At 75.9% G+C, this 12,224-nt stretch carries 13 protein-coding genes; 5 read left to right on the top strand and 8 right to left on the bottom strand.

The annotated features are described in order from the left end of the window. The first annotated feature begins 97 nt into the window (after nucleotides 1-97). Nucleotides 98-907, top strand: a complete 810-nt coding sequence (locus B9L22_RS11340; protein ID WP_086150444.1) for an SDR family NAD(P)-dependent oxidoreductase — start codon at nucleotides 98-100, stop codon at nucleotides 905-907. 3 nt (nucleotides 908-910) lie between these two features. Here B9L22_RS11340 and B9L22_RS11335 read toward each other — a convergent pair whose 3' ends face one another. After that, a complete protein-coding gene (locus tag B9L22_RS11335; RefSeq protein ID WP_086150443.1) occupies nucleotides 911-2,077 on the bottom strand; it encodes a YafY family protein in 1,167 nt (388 codons plus the stop codon). 134 nt (nucleotides 2,078-2,211) lie between these two features. On the opposite strand from B9L22_RS11335, the gene B9L22_RS11330 reads away from it, so the two are divergent. Beyond that, on the top strand, nucleotides 2,212-2,628 hold the full coding sequence (locus tag B9L22_RS11330) for a VOC family protein (protein WP_086150442.1): 417 nt from the start codon (nucleotides 2,212-2,214) through the stop codon (nucleotides 2,626-2,628). 91 nt (nucleotides 2,629-2,719) lie between these two features. Here the strand turns inward: B9L22_RS11330 and B9L22_RS11325 are convergent, their stop codons facing one another. Further along, complete coding sequence (locus B9L22_RS11325; protein ID WP_086150441.1) at nucleotides 2,720-4,546, bottom strand: DUF5979 domain-containing protein; 1,827 nt, start codon at nucleotides 4,544-4,546, stop codon at nucleotides 2,720-2,722. Between the two features lie 161 nt (nucleotides 4,547-4,707). Between B9L22_RS11325 and B9L22_RS11320 the strand changes: the two genes are divergently transcribed. Then, nucleotides 4,708-6,189, top strand: coding sequence for a serine protease (locus B9L22_RS11320; RefSeq protein WP_086150440.1), 1,482 nt, complete (start codon nucleotides 4,708-4,710; stop codon nucleotides 6,187-6,189). A 40-nt stretch (nucleotides 6,190-6,229) separates the two neighbouring features. Then, the gene (locus B9L22_RS11315; RefSeq protein ID WP_086150439.1) at nucleotides 6,230-7,231 is read left to right on the top strand and encodes an MvdC/MvdD family ATP grasp protein; all 1,002 of its coding nucleotides are present in this window, start codon (nucleotides 6,230-6,232) and stop codon (nucleotides 7,229-7,231) included. Between the two features lie 71 nt (nucleotides 7,232-7,302). On the opposite strand, the gene B9L22_RS11310 is transcribed toward B9L22_RS11315, so the two are convergent. The 5 genes from B9L22_RS11310 to B9L22_RS11290 form a co-directional block, all read right to left on the bottom strand. Continuing rightward, on the bottom strand, nucleotides 7,303-8,040 hold the full coding sequence (locus B9L22_RS11310) for a glycosyltransferase family 2 protein (RefSeq protein ID WP_086150438.1): 738 nt from the start codon (nucleotides 8,038-8,040) through the stop codon (nucleotides 7,303-7,305). Next, nucleotides 8,037-8,639, bottom strand: a complete 603-nt coding sequence (locus B9L22_RS11305) for a hypothetical protein (RefSeq protein ID WP_233140039.1) — start codon at nucleotides 8,637-8,639, stop codon at nucleotides 8,037-8,039. The genes B9L22_RS11310 and B9L22_RS11305 overlap by 4 nt, the downstream gene beginning before the upstream one ends. A gap of 104 nt (nucleotides 8,640-8,743) precedes the next feature. Continuing rightward, nucleotides 8,744-9,559 carry a MerR family transcriptional regulator gene (locus tag B9L22_RS11300; RefSeq protein WP_233140037.1) on the bottom strand — a complete coding sequence of 272 codons (816 nt, stop codon included), beginning with the start codon at nucleotides 9,557-9,559 and terminating at the stop codon, nucleotides 8,744-8,746. Nucleotides 9,560-9,591: 32 nt separating this feature from the next. Then, complete coding sequence (locus B9L22_RS11295) at nucleotides 9,592-10,098, bottom strand: glycosyltransferase (RefSeq protein ID WP_086150437.1); 507 nt, start codon at nucleotides 10,096-10,098, stop codon at nucleotides 9,592-9,594. A gap of 33 nt (nucleotides 10,099-10,131) precedes the next feature. Then, nucleotides 10,132-10,728 (bottom strand): GNAT family N-acetyltransferase, encoded by a 597-nt coding sequence (locus B9L22_RS11290; protein WP_086150436.1) that lies wholly within the window; start codon nucleotides 10,726-10,728, stop codon nucleotides 10,132-10,134. Between the two features lie 131 nt (nucleotides 10,729-10,859). Between B9L22_RS11290 and B9L22_RS11285 the strand changes: the two genes are divergently transcribed. Then, complete coding sequence (locus tag B9L22_RS11285; protein WP_051028402.1) at nucleotides 10,860-11,399, top strand: hypothetical protein; 540 nt, start codon at nucleotides 10,860-10,862, stop codon at nucleotides 11,397-11,399. 10 nt (nucleotides 11,400-11,409) lie between these two features. On the opposite strand, the gene B9L22_RS11280 is transcribed toward B9L22_RS11285, so the two are convergent. Beyond that, complete coding sequence (locus B9L22_RS11280) at nucleotides 11,410-12,219, bottom strand: hypothetical protein (protein ID WP_086150435.1); 810 nt, start codon at nucleotides 12,217-12,219, stop codon at nucleotides 11,410-11,412. Between the last annotated feature and the right edge of the window lie 5 nt (nucleotides 12,220-12,224).

Raw genomic sequence — 12,224 nt, 5'->3', positions numbered from 1 at the left:
GGATGAGGTGCAACCATGAGGTTGCATCAGGAGCGCCGGTCGCGGGTCGCGCCGGCGGGACCGAGGCCCGTTCGACGGGGCGCGCCGGGAGGGCGACATGACCGGACTGCTGCAGGACAGGGCCGCCGTGGTCTACGGCGGCGGAGGCGCGATCGGCGGGGCCGTGGCCCGGACCTTCGCGCGGGAGGGCGCGCGCGTCTTCCTCGCGGGCCGCACGCAGGACCGTCTGGACGCCGTCGCGCGCGACATCGCCGCGGCGGGCGGCCGCGCCGAGACGGCTCGACTGGACGTGCTCGACGAGCGGGCGGTCGAGGCCCACGCCGCGGCCGTCGCCGCGGCGGCGGGCGGGATCGACGTCGTGCTCGACGCGGTGAGCGTCCCCCACGACCAGGGCACCGTGCTCGGGGACCTCTCGTTCGAAGAGTTCTGGCGCCCGGTCGAGGGGTTCCTGCGCGGCCTGTTCCTCACGAGCCGGGCGGTGGCGCCCTATCTCGCGCGCGCCCGGTCCGGCGTGCTCCTCACGCTGTCCGAGCCGGGCGCGCGGCTCGTCGTGCCGGGCATCCTCGGGCACGGCGTGAGCGCTGCGGGCAAGGAGACGCTCACCCGGCTCCTCGCGGCGGAGCTCGCCCCGGCCGGGGTGCGGGTCGTCGGGCTGCGGCCCCACGCGGTCCTCGACGGGCCGGCCCACGGCTCGTACACGCGCGAGCTGTTCGCGCCCGCCGCGGCCGCGGCGGGGCAGACCGTCCAGGAGCTGCTCGACGACGGTCCCCTCGCCGCGGGGACGCTGCGGGGGCGGCTCCCGACGGTCCAGGAGGTGGCCGACGCCGCCGCCTTTCTGGCGTCCGACCGCGCCGCGGCGATGACGGGGACGATCGTCAACCTCACGGGTGGCGCGGTGCCTGACTGACCGTCACGACCCGGCGACCGCGCCGAGGCGCCGGGCGACGGCGTCGCACGCGGCGACGAGCTCGGCCGGGCCTGCGGCGAGCACGTCGGCGTCGAAGGCCGCGACACGCGCCGCGAGCGCCACCCACGACCACGACCCGAGCCGGACCCGGCAGCGCTCCGGGCCTAAGGCCTCGACCGCGCCGTCCTCGACGAACGGCGCGACCACGCGCGGCGGGGCGGCGAGCTCGACCCAGCCCTCGCACGGCCACCGCGTGGCCGGTGCCTCCCGGGCCCCCGGGTTGCTGGACGTCGCCGCCGCGCCCGAGGCCCGGTGCGCTGTGCTACCCGTCGCCGTGCTGCCGACGGCCGGCACGGGGCCCGCGACGGCGCCCGTGAAGCGCGCTGCGACGAACGCGCCGACGTCGCCGCCGGGCACCTCGCGCGCGACGAAGCGTGGTCCCGTCGGAGTGCGCGGCGTCATCCGGTCGAGCCGGAAGGTGCGCCAGTCGTCGCGGTCGAGATCCCACGCCACGGCGTACCAGCGCCCGTCGTGCACGACGACGTGGTGCACCTCGGCACGGCGCGGCGGCCGGACGCCGGTGCGCGGGTCGTGGGGCTGCGCCGTCCCGGATGCCGCGTCGGGGCTCGCGTCCGGGTTCGCATCAGGGTTCGCTCCCGGTGGCGCGTCGAGCGCCACGGTCGCGTAGTCGAAGCGCAGCACCTCCCGGCGACGGGCCGCCGCGCTCACGGCGAGCAGGACGTCGAGGTCGACCCGGACGGCCGGGCGCCCAGGTGTCGGAGCGACCGCCGTGACGTCGACCGCGTCGACGCGGTGCCGCAGCCGGGCGGGCAGCACCTGCCGGACCGTCGTCAGCGCTCGGACGGACGCCTCCGCGAGGTCGTCGCCGACGCCGCTCGCGGTGACCGTCCGCAGCGCGACCGTGAGGGCCACGACCTGCTCGTCGTCGAACAGGAGCGGCGGGAGCTCGGCGCCGGCGTCGAGGCGGTACCCGCCCACGCGTCCCCGCGTCGCGACGACGTGGTAGCCGAGCTCGCGCAGCCGGTCGACGTCGCGCCGCACCGTGCGGGCGTCGACCCCGAGGCGCGCGGCGAGCTCGGGCCCCGTGCGGTCCGGGCGCGCCTGGAGCAGCGCGAGCAGCAGGAGGGTGCGGCGCGACGTCTCGGTCATGGCTCCATGCTCCCGCAGAATGCGGACACCATCCGTCCTGATGGAGCGCAAGAGTCGTGGGGTGCGCACGGGTCGTCGGCCCGGCGCACGGCCCCCGGCGACCGTCGCGGGTCAGAGCCTCCCGAGGAGAGCCCATGTCCGTCCAGACCACCCCGCACCTCAACTTCCGCGGCGACGCCCGTGCCGCGCTCGAGCTCTACCGGTCCGTGTTCGGGGGCGAGCTCGTCGTCACGACGTACGGCGACCTCGGACAGGCCGCCGACCCGGCGGCCGCCGACCTCGTCGTCTGGGGCCAGGTCAGCGCCCCGAGCGGGTTCCGCGTCATGGCCTACGACGTCCCCGCCGACCGGCCGTGGAGCCCGGGCGAGGCGCCGTTCTTCGTGTCCGTGCGCGGCGACGACGTCGAGGAGGTCCGCGGCTACTGGGACGCGCTCGTCGACGGCTCGACCGTCGTCGCGCCGCTCGCGTCGTCCGACTGGGCGCCCGCGTACGGCATGCTCACCGACCGCTTCGGCGTGACCTGGGTGCTGGACGTCGCAGCGCCCCGCTGACCGGGACGTCGACCGACGAGCACGGGATCGGCGACCGGATCCCCCCGATCCGGTCGCCGGTCCCGTGCTCGCGCACCGGGAGGTGTCAGGCTCAGGCGCGGCGGCGCACCAGTACGACCGTCGCGAGCCCGCCGAGCACGAGCAGGAGCGCGAGCACCAGGGCGGACGCCGCGTCAGCCCCGGTCGTGGCGAGCCCCGCGGAACCGGGCGCGGGCGTCGGGCCGGCAGTCGGTCCGGGCGTCGGGGTCGGCGTCGGGGTGGGGACCGGGTCGTAGGTGTTCGTCACGACGAGCTCGGCCGTCTCGTCCTCCGCGACCGTCACGCTCTCGGGCGTCACGACGGTCTGGGTGAGGAGCGTGGTCGCGGTGCTGCCGTCGACGGTCTCGGTGACCGTGCAGGTCGTGCCGGCGGGGATGCCGTCGAGCTCCAGGGCGACGTTGTCCCCGCCTGTCAGCCCGCCCGGGAGCTCGACCTCCCGGTCGAACGCGCCGTCCGGGTCGTCGCACGTCAGGGCGAGGGTGATCGGTCCCTGGGTGCCGGCCGCGGGACCGTCGACGGCCTTGCGCACGAGCAGGCCGCCCGTGGCGACGTCGTACGTGTTCGTCACCGTGACCGTGGCGGTGTCGCCGTTGCTGATGACGACGGACTCCGGGGCGATGTCGGTCCCCGTGACCACGACGCTGCCGTTGTCACCGTCGTCGGTCTCGGTGACGACGCAGGTCCACTCGGCGGGCAACCCGCTCACGATCTCGGTGTGCTCGCCTGCGGCGGCTCCGGCGGGCACGGTGACCGTCCGCTCGACCGTCTCCCCACCACCCGGCGCCGTGCACACGACGTCGAGGACGACGTCGGACTGCAACCCGGCACCGTCGCCGGTCACGACCTTGGTGACCTCGAGGCTGCCCGCGGCGAACGGTTCGAGCAGCGCCCCGGCCCGCCGTGTCAGCTGGGCCGGCTGCGCGAGGACGAGCTTCTGCGCCTCGGTGCGGTCCGCGTTCGAGCCGTCGTAGAGATAGACCGTGCTCTCGAGCACCGAGACCTGTCTGTCGAGCACGAAGCCGTGGGGCGGGGTGTCCCCCGCGAGGCGCGCCCAGAGGGTCGCTCCCGGCTCGACCGTCTCCCCGTCGGCGAGGAGGTTCGTGCCCTCGGGGTCGGTGAACACCTCGGCGCCGAACGACTGGATCGTCGCGGGCCCGTCGGCCTCGACGGTGAAGGGCCCGACGATGTCGCCCGTCGTCGGTGCGGCGAGGTTCTCGGGCGTCACCTCGAGCAGCGGGGGCGTGGGCTCGGGCGAGGGCCCGTTCGCGATGGCGTCCGCGACGATCTGCGCGGTGTACTGCCGCACGGGGTCGGTCGTCGAGAGCACGTACTCGTCGGAGAAGAACCAGATCGCAGCCTGGACCGCGGCGGCGCGGGCGTTCGCCGAGGGGGCGGCCGCGGGCTCACCGGTGACGGGGTAGTAGTTGTGGAGGATGTAGCCGACGTACCCGAGGTTGGGCACGTTCGCCTCGTCCCAGGTGCCGATCTCGTAGTTGACCCCGGTCCGCGTGTCGGTGAGCAGGTCGATGCAGTAGGTGAACGTCGTCTCGCCGGACACGGCGTCCGTGACCTCGATCAGCCCGGCGAACTCCGCGTCGTTGGCGGTCGATCCGGCGGGCACGCCCGCGGGATAGCCGGCGAGCGGGTCGAACCCCTCCGGAGCAGTGAACCCGGCGACGGCGTTCCCGGCGCCGAACCCGGTGATGGAGATCTCGGTGAAGGGCCCGCGCGGCCCGGCACCGACCCCGTCCGGGTCGGGCTTGGCGTGCGCGGGTGGGGCTCCGAGCACGAGCAGGACGGCGAGCAGGGCGAGGGCGGAGTACCAGGCAGCCAGTCGTGCTGCGCCGTTCCGGGACGTCGTCGTGGTCGCTGCGTGCACGGTTCCCCCTGAGATGCGTCGAGACGGGCGGTTCTCAGAGTCCCACCGTGACGTGACAAGCGCCACACTTTCCGGATGCGACCGTCCGGCGTGTCGGCTGTACGCGCCGGGGCGCGGGCTCCTCCCTCCAGGTGCAGGGGGACCGAACCGAGGGGGAACCCATGCCCGGAAGCAAGAAGTCGGCACCGCGGAAGCCGAGCCGGCGCGAGGTGCCGCAGACGCCCGACACCGTCGACGCGCTGTACCCGCCGCTGCCCGAACGCATCCCGTTGACGCTCGAGTCCATCGCGGGCGACGAGCCCACGTACGCGGAGATGCTCGAGTCCATCTGCGGCGCGACCGACGACTCCCAGCCCGTCGAGCAGTACGACGGCACGCTCGGCGTCACGCGCGCGTACGTGGACGCCCACCAGAAGCAGGCCGTGCAGGTCCAGTGGAACGCGGGGCTCGGCGGCGTCTTCACCAACCCCGGCAACGTCGACGGCGTGCGCTGGGGGAGCGGCACCCTGATCGCGCCCGACCTCGTCCTCACGTGCGGGCACCTGTTCGACCAGAGCGCCGACGGCTGGGTCCTGCCCCGGCAGAACGGGTCGATGCAGGTCCTCACGCCGCAGCAGATCGCGACGAGCATGCACATCAACGTGCTCTTCCAGGTCGACCCCTCCGGTGTCCTGCGCACCGAGCAGAGCTTCCCGATCGTCGCGCTCGTCGAGTACCGGCTCGGCGGCCTCGACATGGCCGTCGTGCGCGTGGGCGGCAACCCGGGCGGCACCTACGGGTTCACGGCCGTGGCCACGGCCAACCCGGCCGTGGGCGACATGCTCGCGATCATCGGCCACCCCGCCGGGATGCCCAAGCGCGTCGAGGCCGGCCCGGCGACGGTCGTCACGACGAACCAGGTCCGCTACGACGACATCGACACGCTCGGTGGCAACTCCGGGTCCGGGATCCTCGGGCCCGCGGGCGAGCTCGTCGGCGTCCACACGAACGGCGGCTGCAACGCGGCCGGGACCGGGTCGAACTTCGGCACGGCGATCGCGGGCATCCGTGCCGTGTCGCCGACGCTCCAGGCCCTGCCCCACGGGGCGCGCACCGCGACCGCCGACGACGGCTTCACGTCCCTCGCGCAGGACGTCATCGCGACCGTCAAGGCCGCCGACCAGGTCGGCACGCTCCTGGGCGCCGACACCGCGCGCGCCGTCGACGTGCTGACGATCCGGCAGGCCGACTCGCACACGGTCGCCGACCAGATCGGGACGTCGTTCCTGCGGGACCAGGGCGGCACGCCGCGCGCCCTCGACTCCGTCTTCCAGAACGACACCCGCTTCGCCGCGGACAACCCCGTCGGCACCGGGATCGCGGGTGACGTCGGCTCCGGGCCGGGCGACACGCTCCAGGAGGGGATCGTCGACCCCCGCGACCTCTTCGACCCCGTGGTCAACCCCGTCGTCGGGCGGCTCGTGCAGGCGGGCGCGCTCGCCGGGGCGCGGCCGTTCGTCCAGGGCGCGGAGTCGCTCGTGGACGAGGAAGGTCCGGGCGAGGCGGTCGACGTCGTCGGCGCCCTCGTCGAGGCCGTCGCCGAGGCGCGCGCGACCCTCGAGGCCGTCGAGGCGACGCTCGCCGCGCTCCAGGCCGGGCAGTGACCCGGGCGACCTCGCCCACGGACCGGACCGGGAGCCCGCGATGATCGGCATCGTGTCGCACGCGGACGACCTCCACACCACGGAGGTCGTCCGCCACCTGGACGCGCTCGGCGCGCCCCACGCGCTCCTCGACACGGGGCACGCGCCCCGCGACGTGGCGCTGACCTCGACCCAGGACGCCGCCGGGTGGCGCGCCGACTGGGTCGACACGAGCGCCGAGGGCGTGAGCGCTGTGGACACCACCACGCTGCGCGCCGTGTGGTGGCGCCGACCGCAGCCGTTCGCGCTGCACGACGACCTGCGCTCCGCCCAGGACCGCGGCTTCGCCCACGGGGAGGTCGCTGCAGCGGTCTCCGGGCTGTGGTCGTGCCTGCCCGCCACCTGGGTCAACGACCCGGACCGCGACGAGGCCGGCTCCCGCAAGATGTGGCAGCTCCAGGTCGCCGCACGGCTCGGGCTGCGCGTGCCGCGCACGTGCATGACGAACGACCCGGCCCGCGCCCGCGAGTTCCTGCACCGGGAACCGGGACGGGTGATCTTCAAGCCGTTCAGCGGCACGCCCGCGACGTGGCGCGAGACCCGCCCCGTGCGGGACTCGGACCTCGCGCTCATCGAGAGCGTGCGGTACGCGCCGGTCATCTTCCAGGAGGCCGTCGCGGGGTCGGACGTGCGCGTGACGATCGTCGGCACGGAGCTGTTCGCGACCGAGCTGCGCACGGAGGAGTCGGCGTACGCGTACGACTTCCGCGTCGACACCCACCACTGCCCGACGTCCGTGCACGACCTCCCCGAGCACGTCGCCACCGCGCTCCTGCGGCTCATGGAGGTGCTCGGCCTCTGGTACGGCGCGGTCGACCTGCGCCGCACGCCCGAGGGCGACTACGTGTTCCTCGAGATCAACCCGGCCGGGCAGTGGCTGTTCGTCGAGTACGCGACCGGGCAGCCGATCGCCGCGGCGCTCGCGGCGCTGCTCGCCCGTCTCGACCGCGAGGAGGCCCCGGGCGCGACGCGGCGGCGCACCTGGCGCGGCAGCGCGGACTGAGCGCTCGGCCTGTCGACGGCCCGTCGTCGGCCGGTCACCGGCCCGTCGCGGGCCGGGCGGTGTCCGAGCCGTCAGCGCCAGCGGTCGCGCCACCGCTCCCACGGTGGCGCGACCGCCCAGTTGACGCGCAGCGTGCGCCACGCGCGGTCCATGCGGCGACGGCGCTGGCGCCGCCCGCGCAGCGAGCGCGCCGACACCCCGACGCGCCACGACCGGTCGAGCACCGTGCGCCGGCCGGGGCCGAGGCGGAACGACAGGTCGAGGTCGTCGTGCACCTCGGGGTCGTCGCGCACGACGGCGTCGCGCACGGCGGTCCACGCCGAGCGGCGCAGGGCCATGCACGAGCCCCAGAGCGCGGTGTGGCCGAGCGCGAGGTGGCACAGCACGTAGTACGCGCCGAGGTAGGCGATCGCCACGGCGGCGCGCGCCCCGCGCGGCAGGTCGTCGAACGTGCCCGTGCCGGTCATCGCGTCGAGCGTCGGGTCGGCGGCCATGCGGTCCACGACGCGCTGCACCCACCCCGGGTCGGGGAGGGAGTCGGCGTCGAGCCGCGCGATGACGTCGCCGCGCGCGGCGTCGTACCCGGTCGCGGCGGCCGCCGGGATGCCGACGCGCTCCTCCCGCACGACGACGGCGCCCCAGCGGCGCGCGACGAGCGCGGAGTTGTCGCGCGACGCGTTGTCGACCACCACGACCTCGAGCGGCGCGACGGTCTGCCGCGCGATGCGCGCCAGGCACCGGTCGAGCGCGGCGGCGTCGTCGCGGACCGGGACGACGACCGACACGGTCGGGGCGGTGCGGGGCGTCACGGCCGGTGCTCCCGGGCCGCGGTGCCGCGCGCGAGGAGGACCCCGGCGACGACCGAGCCGAGCAGCCCCGTCGCGAGGTCGGTGACGGTGTCGCCGTAGCCGACGCCGATCCGGTCGTCGAGGAACGTGTGCCCGGCCCACTCGCCGAGCTCCCACAGGATCGCGAGGACCGCCCCGAGGCCCGTGGTCACCACGACGACGCCCGTGCGCCACGGCCCGTCGTCGTGCGGAGCGGGCAGCGCCCCGACCCGGACGAGCGTCACCGTCGCGAGCGCCGCGACGAGCCCGGTGCACACGGCGTGCACGGGCAGGTCGAGCCACGGCACCGCGCGGTACCACTCGAGCTGGGCGGCCCACGCGGAGGCGAGCAGCGCGGCCCCGTAGCCGACGTCGAGCACGCCGGTGACCCCGAGGGCGCGCGGCACCATCGTCCCGCCGAGCACGAGCAGGAAGAGCGCGACGCCGACGCCGTCGAGCGTCGCGCCGGCTACGACGACGCTGAGCGCGGCACCGGCCCGGACCGCGTCGCCCGCGAGGATCGCGCCGCGTGCCGGGGCGGCGAGGGAGGTGCCCGCCGTGGGGGCGGGGGTGGCGGGCATGCGGTGCTCCTGGGAGGGTGGTGCGGCGGCGGGGATCACAGCCTCACACCCCGGCGCCGCGCTCGCACGCCCGTCCGCCGTGCCCCTGCGGCACGGCGCAGGGGTCAGTCCCAGGTCGCGGTCGCCGGGTCCACGCCGTGGGAGCGCGCGTTCGCCTCGACCGCGGCGCGCAGCCACGCGGCCAGGCCCGGGGCGAGGCCGTCGTAGTGGGCACGGAACCCGGGGTCGTCGACGAACCGCCGCGCGAGGCACACGTGCCGCGCGGGCGGGCAGTCGAAGTGCGCGCCCATCGAGGCGCGGTGCCGCTCGGCGAGGGCGGCCGCCCGCGGCGTTGCCGGGTCGACACCCTCGCGGCACGCCGTCGCGAGGTCGGCCTCCAGGGCCGCGACGTCGTCGGCCAGGCGCTGCCAGTCCTCGGGCGTGCGTTCCGCCGACCGCTCGGCGTACTGCGCCCACTGCGCGGTGTCGCCCCAGAGCTCGCGCGCCTGCCCGGGCCACGCGGGGTCCCAGCCCTCCCCGAACAGCGCGACCTGCTCGGTGGGCGTGAGCAGGAGCCCGCGCTCGCGCGCCGCGACGAGGCGGTCCAGCGCGCGGGCGGTGCGCTCCATCCGGGCGATCCGCTCGCCGAGCAGCGCCCGGTGCCTGCGCAGCGCGTCCACCGCCTCGGCGCCGGTCGCGTCGAGGAGCGCCGGGACGTCCTCGAGCGCCACGCCCAGCTCCCGGTACGCCACCACCCGCCGCAGCCGCGCGACGTCGGCCGCCGCGTAGAGCCGGTAGCCCGCCGGGGTGCGTGCCGAGGGGCGCACGAGGCCGACCGCGTCCCAGTGGTGCAGCGTGCGGACGGTGACGCCCGCCGCCGCGGCCGCGTCGCCGACCGTCAGCGGGTCGATGACGCGGCCGGGCGTCGGGTCGGTGGTCACGTGACCCAGTGTCCACCGCGGAGCCGCGGTGCTCACGGGGCGGGCGCCTCGATCCCGATGCCCTCCAGGAACCGGGCGGGGTCGCTCCCGGCGACGAACGGGCGTGCCGCCGTCATGACGACCCGCGCGTTCTCCGGCGTGCGGACCTCGACCTCGACGGATCCCCACGGCATCTCGCGCGGGCCCGTCGTGCAGCCGGGCGTCACGGCCTCGCACGCGGCGACGATCGCGTCGACCTGCGACAGCACGCACGAGAAGCTCACCGTGAGGGCCGGCAGGTCGGGCGCGGGGGTGCCCGGGACGAGGAGCACGTCCTGGAACGCCCAGCGGCGCAGGTGCACGATGCCGCCCGGCACGGAGAACAGGTCGAAGAACCCGAGCCCGTGCGTCCAGAGCTCGACGGACGCCGCGAGGTCGTCCGTCGGGACGGTCACGAACTGCGGCATCCCATAGATCCCGCGGAACGGCTCCGGGGCGACGGCGTCAGGCCCCGGGACGGGGACGGGGGAGAGGTCGAAGGCGGGGAACGTGTCGGTCATGCGGGCAGCCTGCGCCCTGACGTCGCGTCAGGGTCAAGCGCCCGCGCGCACCTCGTCGGCCAGCAGCGCGTACACGACGCCGTCGACCCAGCCCAGGTCCCGGTGCAGGGAGTCGCGCACCCCCACGCCCTCGCGCCGCATCCCCACGCGCTCCATGAGCCGCCACGACGGCTCGTTCGCGAGGAACGCGCTCGCCACGACGCGCCGCAGCCCCAGGTCCTCGAAGCACACCCGCAGCAGCGCCCGCACGGCCTCGGTCGCGTAGCCCAGCCCCTGGTGCGCCGGGTCGAGCACCCAGCCGATCTCGGCCTCGTCGTCGTGCGGGCGGTCGACGACGTCGCGCTGCGCCCACCCGTCGCGCACCGCGAGGTAGAGATCCCCGACCACGGCACCCTCGCGCTCCACGACGAGGGTCGTCGCGAGCCGGCCCGGCTCGACGTGGTGCTCGCGCCACTCCTCGACCGCGGTGAACCGCTGCGTGAGCCACCGGTCCACCTCGGGCAGGCCGCGGTAGGCGAACAACGCGTCCGCGTCGTCCGGCCGGGCGCGGCGCAGTGTCAGGCGAGCGGTCCGCACGGGCCACGCGACCCGCTCGAGGGCGTCGGGGCGCACGTCGGTGGCGTCGGTCATGCGCCCACCCTGGCACGTGGGTGGCCTGCGCATCGAGGGGATTCCCGCGGCGCGGGAGCGTCGGCCCGCGCCGCGGTCCCGACGACGGGCGCGTACGACGGCGCGCCCCGCGCCGGTCTAGGGTCGCCCCCATGACGCTGTTCCTCGACGACCCCGACGAGGGTCTGTCGCCCGCGACGAGCCACCCCGCCTTCGTGTCCCTCGCGCCGGAGCCGTTCTACGACGAGGGCGAGGACCTCGCGCCGTTCGGCAACGACGCCGGGCACGACGCGCTGCGCGACCTCGAGGAGTGGTACGCCGCCGACGGGCGCGACGACGCGCTGCCCGCCTTCGTCGACGGCCTCCTGGCGGCGTGGGACCTCGGGGTCCCCGAGGACGTCTGGGCGTCCGGGCGGCAGGGCGCCGCGGACCGGCTCCGCGGCGGCGACGTCGACGAGGCGGCGCTCGCGGCCGAGGCCCGCGCGCAGATCGCGATCGTGCTCGGCCAGCTGAAGATCCGCGGCGGCCTCACACCTCATGCGCGGGCCCTGGGCGTCGCGGTGCTCGACGTGCTCGCCGCCCTCAACGACCACGCGCGGGTCGTGAGCCCGGGCTGGCGGCACGCCGACGCCGACGCCGCGGCGACCGCCGCGATGGCCGCCGTCGTGCGGGCCGCGCCGGACCTGCCCTGACGACCCCGGCCTACGCCGGCGGCGGGTCGTCGTCGGCGCGGCCGCCGACGAGGTTCCGCACGCGCTCCCTGCGCGCCCGGTAGCGCGCCCCGAAGCGCTCCTGCGCGCGGGCGAGCCGGTGCGGCCGGCGACCGTACCGACGTCGGGCCCAGAACGACGACGGCTTTGCCAGCCGCACCGCGCCCACGAGCGCGACGACCGGGACCACCACGCCGACCAGGCCCGTCGCGAGCTTGCCCTTGAGGACGCACACGAACGCGAGCGCGAGGTGCACGACGACCGTCACGGTGTAGGCGAGCCAGCCGCCGGACGCGTCGTCCGACGTGACACCGATGGGTGACGCGGACAGGAGCAGCGCCCCGCCGAGGGCCCCGCCGACGAGGATCGCGTCGATCGAGCGCTGGCCCTCCTCGGCCCAGTAGACGTCGTCGACGTAGAGCCACAGCGCGAACTCGTCGAGCGCGAGCGCGGCGCCCGCGCCGAACAGCAGCGCGAGCACCTCCGACCACGGGTGCCCGGGAGAGTAGCGGAACTCGAGCATGCCGGTCAGCAGCACGAGCAGGATGCCCCACACCTGGTGGTGCACGTGGACGCCCCCGATCGACACGTCCCCGAGGAGGGACCGCCGCGACAGCGGCCGGCCGTCGTCCGCGGGCTCGTGCCCTGGCGCCCCCGCGGTCGTCGCCGCGGCGGCCTCGGTGCGGGCGCGGATGCGGCGCGTGATCGACCGCACGACGACGAACGTCACGACGAACCCGACGAGCGCGAACAGCGCCGGGGCGCGGCCCGTGTCGACGACGTGCTCGGTGTACCAGCCCACGGTCC

Source organism: Cellulosimicrobium sp. KWT-B (genome assembly GCF_002127155.1).
Taxonomy (GTDB): domain Bacteria; phylum Actinomycetota; class Actinomycetes; order Actinomycetales; family Cellulomonadaceae; genus Cellulosimicrobium; species Cellulosimicrobium funkei.
The sequence above is the reverse complement of the archived record's forward strand: the minus strand, read 5'-3'. Positions and strand labels throughout refer to the sequence as shown.

Bases quoted from the DNA above. Each gene is read 5' to 3' on its own strand.
- B9L22_RS11340 (WP_086150444.1), top strand. From the start codon at position 98: ATGACCGGACTGCTGCAGGACAGGGCCGCCGTGGTCTACGGCGGCGGA.
- B9L22_RS11335 (WP_086150443.1), bottom strand. From the start codon at position 2,077: ATGACCGAGACGTCGCGCCGCACCCTCCTGCTGCTCGCGCTGCTCCAG.
- B9L22_RS11330 (WP_086150442.1), top strand. From the start codon at position 2,212: ATGTCCGTCCAGACCACCCCGCACCTCAACTTCCGCGGCGACGCCCGT.
- B9L22_RS11320 (WP_086150440.1), top strand. From the start codon at position 4,708: ATGCCCGGAAGCAAGAAGTCGGCACCGCGGAAGCCGAGCCGGCGCGAG.
- B9L22_RS11315 (WP_086150439.1), top strand. From the start codon at position 6,230: ATGATCGGCATCGTGTCGCACGCGGACGACCTCCACACCACGGAGGTC.
- B9L22_RS11305 (WP_233140039.1), bottom strand. From the start codon at position 8,639: ATGCCCGCCACCCCCGCCCCCACGGCGGGCACCTCCCTCGCCGCCCCG.
- B9L22_RS11295 (WP_086150437.1), bottom strand. From the start codon at position 10,098: ATGACCGACACGTTCCCCGCCTTCGACCTCTCCCCCGTCCCCGTCCCG.
- B9L22_RS11290 (WP_086150436.1), bottom strand. From the start codon at position 10,728: ATGACCGACGCCACCGACGTGCGCCCCGACGCCCTCGAGCGGGTCGCG.
- B9L22_RS11285 (WP_051028402.1), top strand. From the start codon at position 10,860: ATGACGCTGTTCCTCGACGACCCCGACGAGGGTCTGTCGCCCGCGACG.